The sequence below is a fragment of the Marinomonas communis genome, assembly GCF_004363305.1.
In the GTDB taxonomy this organism is placed as follows: domain Bacteria; phylum Pseudomonadota; class Gammaproteobacteria; order Pseudomonadales; family Marinomonadaceae; genus Marinomonas; species Marinomonas communis.
Map to the genome: position 1 here is coordinate 273,412 of NZ_SNZA01000001.1, position 18,171 is coordinate 291,582.

At 45.7% G+C, this 18,171-nt stretch carries 17 protein-coding genes; 4 read left to right on the forward strand and 13 right to left on the reverse strand.

Features of this window, described 5'->3' with window-relative positions; translation table 11 throughout:
• Positions 1-2: 2 nt before the first annotated feature.
• From C8D85_RS01335 to C8D85_RS01375, 9 genes are all read right to left on the reverse strand, one after another.
• A complete protein-coding gene (locus C8D85_RS01335; RefSeq protein ID WP_133559561.1) occupies positions 3-734 on the reverse strand; it encodes a GntR family transcriptional regulator in 732 nt (243 codons plus the stop codon).
• A 94-nt stretch (positions 735-828) separates the two neighbouring features.
• Positions 829-2,295, reverse strand: coding sequence for an aldehyde dehydrogenase family protein (locus tag C8D85_RS01340; protein WP_133559562.1), 1,467 nt, complete (start codon positions 2,293-2,295; stop codon positions 829-831).
• 63 nt (positions 2,296-2,358) lie between these two features.
• On the reverse strand, positions 2,359-3,237 hold the full coding sequence (gene dapA, locus C8D85_RS01345) for a 4-hydroxy-tetrahydrodipicolinate synthase (protein ID WP_133559563.1): 879 nt from the start codon (positions 3,235-3,237) through the stop codon (positions 2,359-2,361).
• A gap of 136 nt (positions 3,238-3,373) precedes the next feature.
• A complete protein-coding gene (locus C8D85_RS01350) occupies positions 3,374-4,408 on the reverse strand; it encodes a proline racemase family protein (protein WP_133559564.1) in 1,035 nt (344 codons plus the stop codon).
• Positions 4,409-4,416: 8 nt separating this feature from the next.
• Positions 4,417-5,688, reverse strand: a complete 1,272-nt coding sequence (locus C8D85_RS01355; RefSeq protein ID WP_133559565.1) for an NAD(P)/FAD-dependent oxidoreductase — start codon at positions 5,686-5,688, stop codon at positions 4,417-4,419.
• Between the two features lie 23 nt (positions 5,689-5,711).
• Positions 5,712-6,383 (reverse strand): amino acid ABC transporter permease, encoded by a 672-nt coding sequence (locus C8D85_RS01360; protein WP_133559566.1) that lies wholly within the window; start codon positions 6,381-6,383, stop codon positions 5,712-5,714.
• 9 nt (positions 6,384-6,392) lie between these two features.
• Positions 6,393-7,055, reverse strand: coding sequence for an amino acid ABC transporter permease (locus tag C8D85_RS01365; RefSeq protein ID WP_133559567.1), 663 nt, complete (start codon positions 7,053-7,055; stop codon positions 6,393-6,395).
• Entirely contained in the window at positions 7,052-7,843 is a 792-nt protein-coding gene (locus C8D85_RS01370; RefSeq protein WP_133559568.1) for an amino acid ABC transporter ATP-binding protein, read from the reverse strand. Before C8D85_RS01370 ends, C8D85_RS01365 begins: the two co-directional genes overlap by 4 nt.
• A 60-nt stretch (positions 7,844-7,903) precedes the next feature.
• Complete coding sequence (locus C8D85_RS01375) at positions 7,904-8,746, reverse strand: substrate-binding periplasmic protein (RefSeq protein WP_162847515.1); 843 nt, start codon at positions 8,744-8,746, stop codon at positions 7,904-7,906.
• A gap of 378 nt (positions 8,747-9,124) precedes the next feature.
• Between C8D85_RS01375 and C8D85_RS01380 the strand changes: the two genes are divergently transcribed.
• The 4 genes from C8D85_RS01380 (at position 9,125) to C8D85_RS01395 (ending at position 12,187) form a co-directional block, all read left to right on the forward strand.
• Positions 9,125-9,883, forward strand: coding sequence for an SDR family NAD(P)-dependent oxidoreductase (locus C8D85_RS01380; RefSeq protein WP_133559569.1), 759 nt, complete (start codon positions 9,125-9,127; stop codon positions 9,881-9,883).
• Positions 9,884-9,892: 9 nt separating this feature from the next.
• Positions 9,893-10,648 (forward strand): SDR family NAD(P)-dependent oxidoreductase, encoded by a 756-nt coding sequence (locus C8D85_RS01385; RefSeq protein WP_133559570.1) that lies wholly within the window; start codon positions 9,893-9,895, stop codon positions 10,646-10,648.
• Between the two features lie 123 nt (positions 10,649-10,771).
• Positions 10,772-11,803 carry a threonine aldolase family protein gene (locus C8D85_RS01390; protein WP_133559571.1) on the forward strand — a complete coding sequence of 344 codons (1,032 nt, stop codon included), beginning with the start codon at positions 10,772-10,774 and terminating at the stop codon, positions 11,801-11,803.
• A gap of 111 nt (positions 11,804-11,914) precedes the next feature.
• Positions 11,915-12,187: a hypothetical protein gene (locus tag C8D85_RS01395; RefSeq protein ID WP_133559572.1), complete on the forward strand. Its 273-nt coding sequence runs from the start codon at positions 11,915-11,917 to the stop codon at positions 12,185-12,187.
• A 50-nt stretch (positions 12,188-12,237) separates the two neighbouring features.
• Here C8D85_RS01395 and C8D85_RS01400 read toward each other — a convergent pair whose 3' ends face one another.
• The 4 genes from C8D85_RS01400 to C8D85_RS01415 all read right to left on the reverse strand — a co-directional run bounded on the left by C8D85_RS01400 (position 12,238) and on the right by C8D85_RS01415 (position 18,149).
• Positions 12,238-14,508 (reverse strand): EAL domain-containing protein, encoded by a 2,271-nt coding sequence (locus C8D85_RS01400; RefSeq protein ID WP_133559573.1) that lies wholly within the window; start codon positions 14,506-14,508, stop codon positions 12,238-12,240.
• A 118-nt stretch (positions 14,509-14,626) separates the two neighbouring features.
• Positions 14,627-15,742: a DUF1513 domain-containing protein gene (locus tag C8D85_RS01405; RefSeq protein WP_133559574.1), complete on the reverse strand. Its 1,116-nt coding sequence runs from the start codon at positions 15,740-15,742 to the stop codon at positions 14,627-14,629.
• Between the two features lie 2 nt (positions 15,743-15,744).
• Positions 15,745-16,800, reverse strand: a complete 1,056-nt coding sequence (locus C8D85_RS01410) for an imelysin family protein (RefSeq protein WP_133559575.1) — start codon at positions 16,798-16,800, stop codon at positions 15,745-15,747.
• Positions 16,800-18,149: a di-heme oxidoreductase family protein gene (locus C8D85_RS01415; protein ID WP_133559576.1), complete on the reverse strand. Its 1,350-nt coding sequence runs from the start codon at positions 18,147-18,149 to the stop codon at positions 16,800-16,802. Before C8D85_RS01415 ends, C8D85_RS01410 begins: the two co-directional genes overlap by 1 nt.
• Positions 18,150-18,171 lie beyond the last annotated feature (22 nt).

Consider the following 18,171-nt stretch of genomic DNA (forward strand, 5'->3'; position numbering starts at 1 on the left):
CGCTATCGATTTACATTGATCGAAAAGTTAAACAGGTAGCCTTTTTGTAAGAAATTAATGAATCGATCACGAAACAGTTCCGTATGCTCGTGTGCCATTTGTTCTGCTAAATCGGCATCTTGATCAATAATGGCTTGTGTTAAGCCACTGTGTTCGGAATGGTTTAATTTACTGTGTTCGTCTTCCATGATGAACTCATAATGTAGATGCAACATTCGCTGCCCCTCATCCAGTAGGCGACGGTAAAAGTCACTCACGTAGGGGTTCTTGCTGGCTTGACCGATGGCGTTATGGTACGCCTTATTGGCTTCAGACATGGCCAAATAGTTCTTTGGCTTTACCGATTTCTCGTAGGCTTTTTGAGCCGCTAAGATCATTTCTACATCCGCGTCACTGCGCAATTGCGCGGCAAGCCTACACACCATGCGTTGGGCAACATCAAGGGACTCAATGTATTTTGGAAATTGAGCAATGTCTAAAGGCGCCACTTGGTTGGTGCGATTTGAAGTGCCGATCACCAAACCATCGCCAGATAGGCGAATTAATGCTTCACGAACGGGGGAGCGTGACAGGTTGAAACGTTCAGCCAGTTGGCTTTCATCTAGAAATTTCCCAGGTGGCAGTTCTAGCGTTAAAATTTCTCGACGAAGCACGGTATAAATTTGTTGTGCACCAGAGCCTTTAGCGAGCTTACGCGGTGCGGTTTCTTTATCTTTTGCATGAACGCTAGACATGTAAAGTACTCCAGAAGAAAGCAAAAATTGGAGGCCGAAGCCTCCATGTGCAGTGGCTCAGTATACGATATCCTAGATACCGTACCAAGCATGACTAGTTCTCAAGATACCAGCCCCACGGCTCTTCGCTGTGGAAATCGGTAATTTGTTTGGTAGTTAGGTAGTTTGACAATCCCCAGTGGCCTAACTCACGGCCAATACCGCTTTTCTTGCGTCCACCCCATGGCGCTTCGACGAAGGTTGGTTGTGAGCAATTGGTCCAGATAATACCGGCATCCAAATTACGCGAGACACGATCAAGGCGAGATTTGTCTTTAGACATCACCGCAGCTGCCAGACCAAACTCAGAATCGTTCGCCAGTTTCACGGCTTCCTCTTCTGTAGCAAAAGAACGAATACACACCACTGGACCGAAGATTTCTTCTTTCCAAATACGTGCTTGAGGATCTACGTCAGCAAAAATCGTTGGCTTGATAAAGTAACCTTTGTCAAAACCGTCAGGACGCTTACCGCCCGACACAAGGTTACAGCCCTCATCAATACCAATCTGAATGTAGTTAAGGACGTCGTTGTATTGTTTTTCACTGACGGCAGGTCCCATTTTGATGCCTTCTTCAAGACCATGGCCAATCTTGATCTTGCGTGTTTCAGCAATCAGTTTTTCCATAAAGGCATCGTAGATGTTCTCATGTACTAACACGCGTGAGGTAGCGGAGCAGACCTCGCCTTTGTTCCAGAAAATACCGAACATGGTCCATTCCACCGCGGCATCGATATCGGTGTCGTCAAAAATGAGAAGGGCTGATTTACCCCCCAATTCTAACGTCACTGGTTTGATACCAGCGGCTGCCGCTTTCATGACCGTGCTGCCTGTTTCAACGCTGCCAGTGAATGCCAGTTTGTCTACGAGTGGGCTAGACGTAATGCCGGAACCACCACCGGTGACAATGTTCAGTACACCTTTAGGTAAACCAACTTCATGGGCGATCTGTGCTAACCATAATGCCGTCATAGGAGTCTGAGTGGAGGGCTTCAATACCGCTGTGCAGCCTGCTGCCAGCGCTGGTGCAACTTTCCAGGCTGCCATCAGTAATGGGAAGTTAAACGGGACGATTAGACCTGCCACGCCGATTGGCTGACGAATGGCTTTGCTTGTGAAACGATCATCCCCAAGTTTAATTTCTTCTTCAGGGTTTTCATCCAGCTCTTCAGCCAGTTGGGCATAAAATGAAAAGCAGTCTGCCGCATCGGTGATGTCCCATTCTGCTTCTGGGTAGGGCTTACCGTTATCTAGGGTTTCCATCTCACTGATTGCTTGCAGGTTATTACGGATCGCATCACCCATTGCATATAGGTAGCGAGCACGCTCTTTGCCTGTAAGTCCTGACCATTCACCTGAGTCAAAGGCATGACGAGCTGCCTGTACTGCGTTGGCCGCATCTTGGCTACTCGAATTGGCAATGGTGGCAATGATGGATTCGTCCGCGGGATTGATGATGTCTAACGTTGCGCCGTGCTCTGCATCGACAAATTCGCCATTGATGTATAGCTTAGTTTGCATAGGTGTTCCTTTTACTCGAAAGTGGATCAGTTTGGAGGGTGGGGGAGCACCCTCCAAGCGTCGTTATACTGCTTGTGCCAACTCGTAAGCAGCACGCATTGCAGCTTTTTCGTCCTCTGTTAGCGGTAGCAGTGGTGCGCGACACTCACCACCCGGTACGCCTGCTAGTTCAGCGCCGTACTTCAGTTTTTGGATGAATTTAGATTCTTCTAGACAAGCCATTACCGGGAACAGACCTTCGATAATGCGTTTCGCTTCTAGAATGTCGCCAGCTTCAAACGCGTTGTAGAAACGTACGACTTGTGGTGCAAGGAAGTTTGCAGGACCACAAATCCAGCTAGTCGCGCCCCATAGGAAGAAGTCCAACGCCTGGTCATCACTGCCACAAGACAGGTCGATTTTGCCTTTGAACTTGTTGTTGATGTCCAGTGCACGAAGCAGGTTGCCGCTGCTTTCTTTGATCGCAATAACACGATCGTTGTCTTGGAAGGCTTCCATGATTTCTAAGCCCACATCCACGCCAGAGCGGATTGGGTAGTTGTAAAGCACAAGCTCAACATCGACTGCTGCCAGCACTTTGTTGAAATGCTCGATTAGCTCTTCGTTTGAAGGCAAAGCGTAGAAAGGCGCTGACAAGAGTACTGTGTCATAACCGATTTCTTTCGCTGCTTTGGTCAGCTCGATGACTTCACGAGTAGAAGGCGCGTTTGTACCAGCGATAAGTGGCACACGACCATTTACTTGCTCTTTAACAAACTTAAGCACTTGTGCGCGTTCCGCATGGCTCATGGCGTAGTATTCACCAGATGTTCCTAATACAGCGAAGCCATGAACGCCGTCTGCAAGTTGCTTTTCGATCACTTTTGCTAACGCATCGAAGTCGATGTTTTCATCTTTATCAAATGGCGTGATAAGTGCTGGAAGAATACCTTTAAGTTTCATAACTGCTCCTATTGATTAAGCATAATTGCGAACATAATGTTCTATTTTAAAAATCCACACTGAATACATTGTGTATGCAATGATTTTGGCGTCAAAAAAAGACAGGCCCAGAATTGGGTCCTGCCAATGACAGAAACTAAGCTTGAGTTATTTCGTTGATAAAACGTCCCCAAGTGTCCGAAAGCGTAAAGCCCTGTTTAAAAGGATCGGTTGGATCGACCATTAACTGCTGTGTGCCATAGATCCAAGCGCGACCAGTTACCTTTGGCAAGACTGCCGTTTTGTCTGCAATCGTCGTGGTATCCTCTAGCAGCACACCAAATTGACTACCAATGATGGACTGTGAGGTCAGTGAGTCTCCAACTTCCACGAGGTTGCGAGCGTACATAGTGGCGAGGTTTGCAGAGCTTCCTGTGCCGCAAGGAGAGCGATCACAACGGCCAGGTTTTAGCGTGGTACAGGTTTGTACCAATGCACCATCTATGTTGCGGAACATCACATAAGAGATTTTATTTAACGAAGCATACATTGGGTGCTGTACAGAATATTGTTGGTTCAAGCGAGTGACCAAATCTACGCCGATATCAAACAAAAGATGTGCATTTTGCGGCGCGATTTCCATACCTAGCTGCTGCACATCGACGATACCGTAATAATCACCACCAAAAGCAATATCCGCTTTGATCGTTTGATCCATGTACGGGATCTCAACGTCTAGCGCTTCTACAAAAGATGGCACCATAGACAAGGTGACGTCGATACACTTACCACCCTCGCAGCGTGCCGTTGCTGTGACTAATCCCGCCGCGGTATCCAATCGAACAATTGTCTCTGGCTCGGTCATTGGAACCATGCCTGTTTCAAGTAATACAGTGGTGACACAAATCGCATTAGAGCCTGACATTGGGTGTGCACCGTCAGGTTGCAGAATGACAAAGCCTGCGTCAGCGTCCGGACGGGTTGGTGCTGTGACAATATTCACTGATCCATGGGGTACGCCTCTTGGCTCAAAGCATAAGAACCTTTGTAGGTCACGGCCTTCATTGTTGAGGTAGTCGAATTTCTCCTGCATGGTGGCGCCAGGGATCTGCAACACGCCACCCACGACCACGCTGCCGTTTTCTCCTTCACAGTGTGCATTAACGACTTGAATATACTTAGACGTATTCATAAGGCTTCCTAAAAACGGTCCGCACGATAAAAAGACATGTCCATTTGCATGGAGGCTTCACTGGTTATCATATCTGCGACTAACTCACCAGAAATAGCACCATAGGTAATACCTAGCTGTCCGTGACCACAAGCATAAATGACATTATTAAAACGCGGTGAACGGTCAATCACGGGTAAGGTGTCTGGCATCATTGGTCGATAGCCAACCCATTCTTTTGCGTCTTCATTTTGGAGGTTTGGCAGGATTTTCTGTGCTTTCTCAACAATGGCTTGGGCGCGTTTGAAGTTAGGTTTGCTGTTTAAGCCTCCCAACTCTAATGTACCGCCGACACGAATGCCCATTTCCATCGGTGTGATGACAAAGCCTCCATGGTGGTGAAGCAGGGGATGTTTGATTTGCACATTCGGCTTAGCAATCGTGGTGTTGTAACCCGCCATGGCTTCTAGCGGAATATAATCGCCCAGTTTGTTAGACAGTAATGGCGTCCAAGCTCCCGCAGCGATGACGTAATAATCAGCACTCAATACATCACCGCTCTCAAGTGTCAGGTCAGTCACGTGGTTAGGTTGTTTATCAAACTGAGCTACTTTATCAATGCGGATACGCCCACCTTGCTCCACGAAATGGCGAGCGAGGTCTTTGGTTAAGCGTGCTGGATCAGCAAAGTAGTCCCAGCCTTTCATTAGCATGGCGCAAGCAATGTCTTGGCTGATTTCAGGCTCTAAATCGTGTAGTGCTTTATGATCCAAAAACTCACTGTTAAAGCCGTACTTTAAACGTAAGTCCCAATCATATTGCCCTTCAGCGATTTCCTTTTGCTCGTCGAAGAGATACAGCACTTCATAGGGTTGTAGTAGGTCTTCAATCCCAGCTGATTTCAACAGCGGTTGATACGCTTGCGCTGCAGCGGCAGACAACTGCGTTAAGCCCTTGGCAATGTGTTGAACATTTTCAGGACGTCCCGCTTTTAAAAATTGCATGAACCAGCTAGTCATGGTGATCGCATGGAGCGGTCGAACGCTAATCGGCCTGGTCGGATCTGTGAGCCATCCTGGCACCTGAGATAACACTCCTGGTTTCGAAATGGGCACGATCTCACCAACAGCCATCAGTCCACAGTTGCCCGTGGAGGCTCCGGCGGCAATGGCTTCTTTTTCAATCAGAGTGACGTCGAATCCTCTTTTTAGCAGGTTGATCGCCGAAGTTACCCCAATAATGCCGCCACCAATGACGGCAACGCTTGGTTTGATTGAAGTTTCTAAATGCGTGGTGTTCATATACGTATTACTCGCAAACGGGGCTAAAGCGCAATTTTATGAATCAGTTTTCGTTCTACCCAACTCACTGAGCGAGTGAGCGGGAAGGCGATTAGGAAATAGATCACGGCCACAGCAGTGAGCATTTCAACCGGTTTAAAGGTCACGCTGGAGATGTTTTGACCGATGTACATTAGGTCAGACATACCGACAGCAGAGACCAAAGCACTTTCCTTGAACAGGCTCACTGAGTTAGAGAGCAAGGTAGGGATTGCGCGAAGGATGGCCTGAGGCAAAATGACGTAGAAGATTTTGGTAAAGCCACCAATACCTAGTGCGACACAGGCATCCATTTGATCCTTCTCGATGGCACGAAGCGAGGAGCGAAAGGTCTCGGATACGATGGCGCCCATGTATAAGGTGAGGGCGATGACCGCTGAAACAAAGTTGCTGATCTCAAAGCCTAAGATTAATGGCAAGCAGAAGAAGATCCAGAACAACTGTATCAGTACCGGTGTGCCACGAAAGAACTCTACATAAAGTGTGGTCACGGCTTTCACAACGGGATTGCTGGATAAACGAAGCAGAGCGACGACAAAACCCAGACCCAAACCTAAGATCAGACAAAGCCCAGTAATGCCAAGGGTTGTCATTAATCCTTCTAACAAGGCATCCCAGTAGTCCAAAAGAAATAGGAAATTAACGTTGTACGACATGGGAACTCCTTAAGCCACTTTTAGACGTTTTTCGAGTTGACTGCTGATGTACATCGCAGGCAATGCAATGGCAAAGTAAATCAGAGCAACCACAGTAAAGGTTTCAATCGGGCGATAGGTTTCCGTGGAAAGCATTTTGCCCATGTACATTAAGTCTTCGATGGCAACGATTGCCACCAAGGCGCTTTGTTGAAAAATACTGATGCCATTAGTGACCAATACCGGCAGTGCCAAACGAATGGCCTGAGGCAGAACCACGTAGACATTGGTTTGAATTTTGTTCAGACCAAGCGCCACGGATGCATCCAATTGCGCCTTAGGGATAGCCTGAATTGCGGCACGATACGCTTCTGCATTGAAAGCAATTAGGTTTAAAGACAGTGCTAAAACGCCCATTACAATCGGATCTAAGAACACGTTAAAAAGCATGGGGACACAGTAGAAAATCCATACAATCTGTATCAATGCTGGAGTGCAGCGAAAGATCTCAATGAAGCTGGTGGCTGGCCAGCTCAGCAATTTGCTTGGACTCATTACCATCAAAGCCACAACAAAACCCAATGAGACGCCGATCACGATGGAGGTAAGGCTGAGTTGTAAGGTGACTAGCAAACCCTCCATCAATGTATCTATGCCTTTTAAGGTATAGAAAAAATCAATGTCATAACTCATGCCGCGTTCTCCGTGTGCAGGATTTTCTCAAGGAAGTCACGGGTACGTTGTTCTTTAGGGTTACTGAAGATCTGTTCAGGTGTACCGTCTTCCACAACGACACCGCCGGCACAGAACACCACACGTGTGGCGATGTTTTTGGCGAACCACATATCATGGGTCACAATCATCATCGGCATGTGCTGATCGGCTAACTGCATCATCACAGACTCGACCTCGTTGACCAATTCTGGATCAAGCGCTGAAGTGACTTCATCAAACAACATCAATTCTGGGGAAAGCATCAACGCACGAGCAATGGCAACACGTTGTTTTTGGCCGCCCGATAGTTGACTAGGTTGCGCGTCCGCTTTGTCTGCTAGCCCTAGGCGTTTAAGTAGACCGCGAGCTTTTTCTTCGGCCTGAGAACGTGGGATACCACGGGATTTCACTGGTGCAAGGGTCAGGTTTTGCAAAATAGTGAGGTGTGGAAACAACGTGTAGTGCTGAAATACCATGCCCACTTGCTTTTGAATGGTGTGATCAATGGCATTTTTTTCTGTGCGGCCTTGCCCTTTAATATACGGCTTGCCGTCCACTTCGATCGTTCCTTCATCGATGTTTTCAAGTCCCATTACGCAGCGCAGTAGGGTACTTTTACCACCGCCACTGGGGCCGATGACGACGATGCGGTCACCAGGATACATGTCCAAATCCAGGCCTTTCAACACCTGTATAGTTTCGCTGTAACTTTTCTTTAAACCTCGGACCTTAATAAAAGCTGGGGTGTCTTGAGTTGTTGTTTGCATGGGGCGTTCCTCTATAGAAGGGCAAGCTCCATCTAGAGCTTGCCTAATTGTTATTTGACGTTACTTCTTAGCGTTTGCGATGGACTGTTCTGTGTAGAACTCAGTCATGCGTACGATGTCGCCTTTGGCAATTTTTTCTTCTAGGAAAATGTTGAACGCTTCGATATCTGACCACGCCACGTTTTTACGTAGACCGTTGGCAATACCTTGTTTCAATAGAGCTGGTTCTGGGTAAACGGTTTCTGACCAGTCTTTATTGGTCGCTGCAAAAATTCGGTTGGTATCAGCCATGTCGACAAGTACATCTGCACGACGAGACATCAGTGCTAGACGTGTTTCATCGTTAGCTGGAAGACGTAGGATTTTTGCGTTTTTGATCACATCGGTAACAGCTTGATCCTGAACGGTTCCTGACATCACTGCTAAGGTAATACCTTTCTTATCGAAGTCTGCCAGTTTGCTGGAGTCTTCAGGAAGTTTGCTGTTGTCTTTGTTAAAGACGAATGATACTTCGCCGTACATTGGCGAAATAGAGAAAGCAACCGCCATGGCGCGCTTTGGCTTACGGTTCAATGCGAGTGAGATATCCCATTTTCCTGCTTGTAGGCCTGCAATGATGTTATCCCATGTTGTATCCATAAACTCTGCTTTAACACCTAAGTGTTGTTCTGCAAATTCACGACATAGGTCCACATAGATACCGCTGTATTCACCAGTTTTAGGATCACGGATGACATATGGCGGCGCAACGGCTGCGCCACAACGAAGGCTGCCGCGATCTTGTGCGTCTTGCCAAAGTGGCTCGGAATCAGCAGCTTGAGATAAGCCTGACACCATAGTTGTTGCTAACAACATGCCTGCTGCAAAGGTCTTCTTGAGGGAAATGCCAAATTGCTTGTTCATGTTTTGGTTCCTTTCTCTACGTTTTGTTAGAAGTGTTATTGCCGTATTTGCTTTCTCGTAACCAGTTCTCGAAAGCTAATATACACTTTGCATACAAGAAAAAGATCGGTCAATAAATTTTTATGGCTCGTCATTTTTTTTTAATAAACTTAGATTAAGTAAATACAAAACTAACTTTAGTTACTGGCAATAAACTGGTTTTTAATTCAATAAAAACAGATAGATAAGATATTTTTAGAATGATGTTATGCAAATTAATCGTGCTTTAACGAAGTGATTAATACTCGTTTTTTATTTTTTTAATGTGATATAAGTGAATTCATGTATACACAAAGTACATTTTAATTGTCTGTTTGGATTGCTGATAAGAGGTGGTTTATGTGCAGTAGATTTTCAGGGAAAAGTGCGATTGTAACGGGGGGCGCGGGAGGCATTGGTCAGGCCATTTGTCAAAAACTTGCAGAAGATGGCGCAGCCATCGTGGTGTGTGATATCCAGCTTGAAACAGCCGAAAAAGTTGCACAAGAGCTGATCGATAAAGGACATCAAGCTATTGCGGTGGCAGCTGATATTTCACAAAAAACAGAGTGTGAGCGAGTAGTAGAACTGACGTTACAGGCCTTTGGTTCGGTTGACTTGCTTGCCAATAACGCGGGTATTAACCGCCGCGGAAATCTGTTGTCCTTAACGGATGAGGATTGGCTTACTTCTTTCGATGTGAATCTACATTCTATGTATTACTTAACCAAAGCAGCGTTGCCGCATATGGTTGAGCAAGGTTCTGGAGCCATCGTCAATACTGCATCGCAGTGGGGGTTATATCCTGCTCCTAACCACATTGCTTACAACACCACAAAGGCTGCGGTGGCTGCCTTTACGCAAAACCTAGCGCGAGACTATGCACCACACAATGTACGTGTGAATGGTATTTGCCCTGGCGAGGTCCATACTCCAATGCTCGAAGCTGGAGTAAAACGCGCAGGAAAAAACATCTCTGATTTGGATGCTTTGGTGCCATTTGGTCGAATTGGGAAACCTGAGGAAATCGCTAACCTCGTGGCATTTTTATTGTCAGATGAGGCGGCATTTATGTGCGGTTCATTAGTAGAAATCACCGGCGCGCAAGCGGTTGCATAGGAGCAAGGTATGACTCAATTAGTTGAAAAGAAAGTGGTACTGGTCACTGGTGCAACCCGAGGCATTGGTTTGTGTATCGCCAAAGCACTATTAAGTGAAGGTGCGTTAGTCATTGCCCAAGGACGCAGCTGTTCAGACGCTCTGAAAGAGCTAATGACTCAACATCCTGATCGGCTAAAGTTTGTTGCTGGGGATTTGATGGACAGTGCGTCTATTCAAAGCTTTTGGCAGGAAGCGTTCTCATGGCAACAGCGAATCGATGTTCTAGTGAACAATGCAGGGGTTTACATTGGATCACCCTTAGCGGATGAACTGCATTGGCGTGCAGGGTGGGGGGATAACTTGCAAATCAATTTAGTCGCGGCTGCGGATCTATGTCGTTTAGCGTTGCTGGCGTTCAAAGATCAGAGCCAAGGCATCATTATAAATATGGCTAGCCGCTCATCACATCGTGGCGATGACGCAGAACACTTGGCATACGGCGCAGCTAAAGGCGGTTTGCTCGCGTTAACCAAAGGCATTGCTCGTGGGTACGGTGGACAAGGTGTACTGGCTTACGCATTAGCACCAGGTTGGGTACGAACAGATATGGCTGAGGATTTTATCGCGCGTGTTGGGGAAGAGGAAGTGACGAAAAACTTACCGCTTAGAGAAGTAACGCCACCTGAAGATGTGGCGGCCATGGTGAGCTTCTTAGCCAGTGGGCGCTGCCGTCACGCGACTGGATCGACCATCGATATCACAGGTGCTGACTACGTCCGATAAGCTTGTTATCTAATTAGTATGAATAAGTCATCACTGTTGGTTTTTTACAAGTGAACAATGCATTACCCTGATACGCTTGGGTAGATAAATATTGTCTACGCAAACGTAATGATAGGAGTTTACATGCGTTACAGCTTTCTAAATGATTACAGTGAGGGCGCTCATCCAAGTATTCTTAATGCTTTGGTTGAGTCCAACATGATTCAACAAACGCCCTATGGAGACGATGTGTTTTCAGTGGATGCAAAGCAACGTATCCGCAAGCATCTCGGGGCGTCTTTTTCCGGTAGTGTGCATTTTGTTGCTAGTGGAACCTTAGCAAATCTCGTATCGATCAGCAGTGTGCTGAAGCCCTATGAGGCGGTTATCACCGTACAATCGGGACATATTGTGTCACATGAAGCGGGTGCGATTGAGGCCACGGGGCATAAACTGATTACCGTCCCTGGTGTAGAAGGCAAGCTAACGCCAGTCAATCTGAAAGAAGCCATCGCTAAAAACTCTTTCTTCCCACATATGGCAAAACCAGGGCTGATTTATATCTCCAATGTCACTGAAATGGGTACCGTTTATACTCACGCTGAGCTTAGCGCGCTATCAGCGATCGCCAAGGAACATGGACTATTGTTGTTCATGGACGGTGCTCGTATGGGGATGGCGCTGGCGTCTAATAAGAATGACATGACCTTAGCTGATATTGCTGAACTGTGTGACGTCTTTTGGATCGGTGGTACTAAAGTTGGAGCGTTACTAGGAGAAGCGATTGTTGTCAGTAACCCAGACTTAGTAGAAGGCTTTGATATCTGTATTAAGCAAAAAGGTGGTTTGCTAGCAAAGGGTCGTCTGCTGGGCGTGCAGTTCCAAACCTTATTTAATGATGAGTTGCTATACGTTGACATCGCAAGGCACGCAAATGCGATGGCCGCACAATTGGCACAAGGCATTAAAGCGGCTGGTTACGATCTACAGGATGAACCGGATGCTAACCAAGTGTTTGCGATTCTACCAAATACATTAATTGAAACACTTAAGCAGTCATTTGAGTTCTTCGTCTGGCAACCTGTGGATGATAAAAAATCTTTGGTGCGCTTGGTAACGTCTTGGGCGACAGAAGAATCTCAAGTTATTCGTTTTGTGGAACAACTGAGCAGTTAAAGGAACGACTGCTTGAAAAGTGAATAGGGCGTGAAACTTAAGATCTGTTCATGCCCTAAGTATTCAATCTGTGGTTTAATGACCTCATGAATGATGAGTCTTGAGGTATGTATGACACGAGTTTTAACTTCCCGAATTGTAAAAGGGTTTTCCATACTAACGGTTGCTTTCAGTGCCAATTTTGCTATGGCCGAAACTTCTGACGATTGCACTGCGAAGCTAGAAAAATATTTGGACACGCTGCGTAAAAATGTTGCCTCGGATTACATTTCACCTAGACAAAAAGAAGCCTCACAGAAATTGATTGATAAGGCTGCGAGACTGCGCGCTAACACAGAATACACTTATACGGATTGTGCCGTGTTCGATAAGTTACTGTTCTAATTCCAATCTCGACGTAATAAAAAAGCTGGCTTTATGAGCCAGCTTTTTTATTAGTAAACCATTCTGAGTTGTTTTGCTTTTTCGTTGTTATTCTCTGTCCAATCAGAGATGGGGGAGGGCTTGCCGAAGTAGTAGCCTTGCAACGTATCACAGCCCAAGCTAATTAATAAATTAGCTTGTTCACGGGTTTCTATGCCTTCTGCAATGACACTCATATTTAGAGATCTAGCAAGTTGGATGGTGGATTTAACGATATCTAGGTGGCGTTTGTCATCCGGAAGAGGTGCAACGAAGCGTCGGTCAATTTTTAGAATGTTTGCAGGTATATCAATAAGCTGGCCCATAGAAGCTTGACCTGTACCAAAGTCGTCAATTGCAATGGAGTAACCGTACTGAGATAAAGCGCGTAAACGTTTATGAATCAAAGGATTGGTCATAACAGGGCTGGTTTCAGTGATTTCTAGCTCAAGCATTTCACTCAGCCATGGGCGCTCTGATGTCATCGACATTAACAGAGCAAAGAACACATCGTTCATGAGTTCTTGCCCTGCTAGGTTAAATGCGATTGGGGTTTTGATGCTTTCTTGATGCCACGCTTCTAACACGGACACCAATTGTTTTAAGAGGTTTTCAGCAAGTTTAGGTAGTAATCCTAATTCTTCTGCAAGTCGAATGAATACGATAGGCGATACGTATGAGCCATCGTCTAAACGCCAACGCGCTAGGGCTTCAAATGAACGTATCTCGCCAGATGATACAACTTGTGGCTGTAGCCAAATCTGGATTTGCTTATTTTTAATGGCATCACCCAAGGCCAAACCAAGTTTGTGCTCTTGGATAAGTTTCGCTTCAAGTTGTTGATCAAAGAATGCAATACGCTCAGCTGAGGTTGAGTATTCCAATGCCATTTCACAACGTTCTAGGAGCTCTTCTGCTGTCTCACCTTCATTTTGGTAATAGGCAACACCAATTTGGTAATCAATATTGAGTATATCTTCTCCAATACGGATTTGTTCAGGCAGTACAGATTTGATCAAGGTTCTGAGGTTACGCTGTATTAGATAGGTTTGGCCCACTGGCATAAAACAAGCGAACTTCACACCGCGCAAGCGACCGGAGATAGTTTTATCTGAAAGGCGAGCTTGTAAGGTACGAGAAAAGTTTAAAATGACTTTGTTGGATTGCTCACGACCGTACTGTTTATTTAGTAATTTAAACTGGCTAATACGGATGATAAACATCGCACCAGTATAATAATCTGATACGTTTCGGATGCGGTGATTGACTTGATTACAGAAGTTTTGGTGATTTGGTAATCGGGTCAAGGAGTCAAAGTGCGCCAGACGTGAGTTGGTTTGCTGAGTGGTCTCAAGCTCTTCTGTCAACGCTCTAAGGTGAGTAATGTCTTGCAAGTGTAGAACGTAGTGGCCATGTGTCGTCAGACTGGACCGATGTACTTCCAAGAAGTTTTTAGAATTAGACTTGAGTACACATTCGGATACATTCTTTTGCCAGAAAAAACGGCTTGATGCGTCAGAAGTTGAAGCGATCCAGTCGTTGATTTTAGTGCCTTCAATCGTATCAGCAGAAACATTTGGAAAGAGGTCGAGTGCTTTCTGGTTTAGCTTGAGTACGACGCCTCGTTTGTCACACAAAAGTGTTGGTGTACCCGTATGTTCGAAAATTTCTTCGTATAGCTCTGATTGGTGATTGATGTTCTCTGCTAACTCTTTATGGCTATCTATGCTCATTTGCAGTGTTTTAAGCAGTCTAGACACAGAGAGAGGTAAGCCAAAGTTCAGCAGTGCAAATAGCATCAGCTGCATGTATAGGGTACCGCTGCCAGTCTTGAAGTCTTGGCTTTGTGCCAAATACAAGTCAATGCCAAGGGTAGCAATGTTGGCGATACTAAAGCACAACGAAGCTTTAAAACTGTAAAACAGCCTCACTATCAACGGCAACGAATAGAGTGCTATGACACCAAATTCGACGCCATCATTGGTATTAGAGAATCCAATAAAAAGTGCACCGGTGACAGCAATAAGACTGGCCAAAGCAATGGCTGCAAACTCATGGAAACGTCGAGAAACAATTAAAAGGAGAGCAACAATTAGAGTGTAAAGTATGCCTAAGGAAACAAATAAAACACTCTCATCAGAGGCGTCAAATTCGATCAGGCTGCTGGAAGTAAAGCCCAGAATGGCAAGTAAACTAACGGATAAAAGAATTCTCAGAGCGCTGATACGAAAGCGGCTCGAGTGGTGAGAATCATTGTCAGTGTCATCAAGTACAAAATACTGTTTAAAAAAGTTTAATAACATCAAACTACTACAATCAGATTTAAGGCAGCTGTCTTACACAATGTGCAAGACAGCCTATCAACACTACCTAAAAAAACTGCCTCTGACCATCCTGAGATTGATGCAATTTACGAAAAAGTTATATGTTTAGTTCAATTCGGCGTAGATGGTTATCCCAGTGCACCCCAACCAACTGATTTATTTGACTAATTTGACTATTACGGGGCGCAGATAGCAACTGCTTACCTGTGCCGCTGGTCAATACAAACTCATTTATTTTGTCTGTCGCGACCAGGCCGCATACATCACGGCAGTTGTCCACTTTTAAAAATGTTCGTGATGGCACATCCCAATATGCGACAAAGCCTCCTCGAGGAGTGCTGATAGCCAAGGTTTCACCTGATTGGTCAAAACAAACACTGCCACAATATTGTTTAAATCGTGCTCTAACGTGTTCAGGGATAGGCAAGTATTCCAAGTCTTTTGATTCCTTAGTAGAAATCGCAACCAATGGTACTTGCTCCCATAATTCACCTTGGTATTGGAAGCCCAGAGCTACTTCTCCTTTAGCATTTACGTCTAAGTGTCGAATACTTAACTTATGAAGCTCTGGCGCATGGCTAACATGGTTGAGTATCGAACCATCTTTTAATGACAAATAAGTGACATTAGGCTGCATCGTATCCAAATTCAGAATATCACGATCGTTGTCTGGGTGAGTTTTTAAGCCGCCATTCGCAATGACTAAGGTGGACTGGTTCATTAACACCGATTCATGAGGGCCGATTCCACCACTTGAATATTCATGCAGAACATCGCCAGTTGGCCACTGGCGCAAAACGATTTTCCCTTCGCCAGTCGGGTAGTGGTTTTCTTGTGTGATTAACGTTTGACCATCTTCGGTAAATACGGCATGTCCATAAAAATGATGGTCTTTTAATGGCTCGATACGAGAAAACAACTTACCTGTTATGGGATTGAAAAAATCGATATAGAAACCAGGACGACGCGCTACCGCACCGACCACCGAATGGGTGGGGTGAACGACTGGCGCATGGGCCCTATCAGGTAACGCCATGGACCAAAGTAGCTCGCCATTCGTTAAGAAAGCACCGATAAAATGCTCTGTTTTGCTTTTGGAAAAAGCAGATATGAACAGCTCTTGGTTTGACTTCACCGGGAGAGACGATGCCCAAGTAGGGATCGTCCACGCAGCCAATGATGACGCTAAGAATTGACGTCGGCTCAAATTCATAATCAATCTCCATCACGGCTATTGAAGCCGATTTGGAACCCCATCGAAGTCACTAAGTTAGTGAGTGTTTGTTGGCTATTTGAAATAGCACTAACTAGAGGTTTTGCCATCTCAACTCGTTGTTCTTGAGTATAAGACCCAGTGAAGTAGTCCGATGGTAATTGCATTGCAATCTTCAGGTTGTCAGCTAGAGCATTTTCGAGACTCTGTGCTAACTCAGGCTGTTGAGCCTTAGCCGCGTCATACAGTGAAGGCGAACCTACATGATAAAGAGTGCGGTAGGATTTTAGATTAGTTTTGATCGCCTCTAGCGATTGCTCGCTACGATAAAACTCTGCCAGTTTTAGATTGGCGCGCTCTTTATATCCAATTGGAACTTCAAGCTTAGCGTCTTTCACCACTGACATATGTTCCAACCACTGCTGGACCATTTGTTCTAAAACAAGGTGCTCCGCAGAAGCGGTGGCGCCTTCTTCAGGAAAGATCCAGTCAGTGGCTTTGCTTTGTTGCCATTGATTAAGCACGTCTTGTGTTGTGCTGGCATGATGCTGACTGACTGCTTGGAGAACTTCACAATCGCTTGGGCGAGCCACAACATTGAAATCACCATGATATAGCAGCGACTCAATTGCAGTCATACCACGAACAGCAATACTCGCTGAGGTCCAGAACTTGGGTGCCTGCATGGTCTGTGGATCAGCACTGAGGCTGCGTAGTTGTCGTTGAGTCACCCCTTTTTTATCCGGCCAGTATTCGTATGCGTAGTAACGCATGAAGTAGGTAACAGGTCCGAAATTAAGCCACTGCAATTGCTGCCAATCTTCAACATTGTTGATAAAAGCCTGCTTTGCGTCGAGGAGCGTTTGTTCACTCGGTGCGCTACATAATGCCTGAGTGGAAGTTGCTAAAGCCTCAGCACTTTGACTAAATTGAGAGTATTTAGGAACGATAAACTGGCTTTGGATTTGTTCTAGAGTGACATCCAGGCTATCAGCGGTAGCTTGGCCTGCTGTAATGATTGCGAGAGCGGAAAAAAGCGCTTTTTTACTGAATAACATTAAAGTGACTCCAAGAATCGGATAAATAAATCGCGTTGTTTCGCATTTAAATTTTTGTAAGCCATTTTACTGGCTTGAGCTTCGCCACCGTGCCAAAGAATGGCTTCTTCAATCGTTCGTGCACGGCCATCGTGTAAGAAACCGTTTCGTCCAGATACTTTTTCAGATAAACCAATTCCCCAAAGTGGCGCGGTACGCCATTCTTGAGGCGCAGCGTTGAGGACCGGAAACTCGTTGGCTAGATCAGGACCCATGTCATGCAAAAGCATATCAGTAAACGGATAAAAATCTCTATGCGCCAACGCAGCAAATTCTGAGGAGCCTGTAGTTAATTTGGGGCGATGGCAACTACCGCAATTTAAATCATCAAAGATTTTCTTAGCGGGTCTAAACCAAGGCTCATTAAGGTTCCTCATGGCAGGAGGTCGGCTTAGGGCGACATAAGTATCTAACAGTCGGCTTTGTTCCACGCCAACTTCCAAGTCATCAATGTGCTGGCTATTACCGTTTGGTGCAGATAAGCAGTCTAGTTGTTCAGTAGTACAGTCACCACTTGGTGCTGGGAATAACGGTGTAGAAAGACCTAAATCACCATTAAATGCGGATTGGTTTTGCGCTGTAAGTGATGTCACACTGGCTTTATGGCCAAATTTTCCTAGCCGTTTTGTGCCTTCTACTTCAAGCCAATTAGCCTTGCCAGAGATGCCGTCGTTGTTATCATCATCTGGATCTGCGAATTCTAGAATGGTTTGCGGATCGACTGCATCAAGTAATCCCATGCCCACAAGCGGTGGCGTAACACGCAGCGAGACACCGGTTTCTTTTGACATAGGGCCATAATTTAAAGAGGTCCAATGTAGGCTTGGAAAGCGCATTTGTACTTGATGACCATCTGGGAATGTTTCCGTTTTTTCATGCCAAGTGATTCGGTAGTCACCCTCTGGCTGAATATTGGTAGAGCTAAGTGGATGGAATTGGCGTCCATAAATATAGTCGCCAACGACACCTGTACTAGAAAGTTGTGTCTTGCTGCCTAAGCGGATAAAAAATGAAGGAACTTCGCTGCCCAATTGATCGGCGGTTGGTGCATGCCCTCGACCACTATTGATATGGCAACTGTGACAAGAGCGAGCGTTAAAAAGCGGTCCTAAGCCATCGCTTGCCGTCGTAGAGGACGGGGAGGGGACCCAAAAGCGCTCAAATACACTTTCCCCAAGATAGAACGACTGTTTTTCCTCTGCAGACAGATTTGCAAAAGGTTGTTTATAAGCATCACTAAGACCGTCGGCTAATGCACTAACACTGATAAACGTTAGCGCGGCGACATAGTATCTCGACAAGATCATCATTACATTGTTTCTCAAACGACAA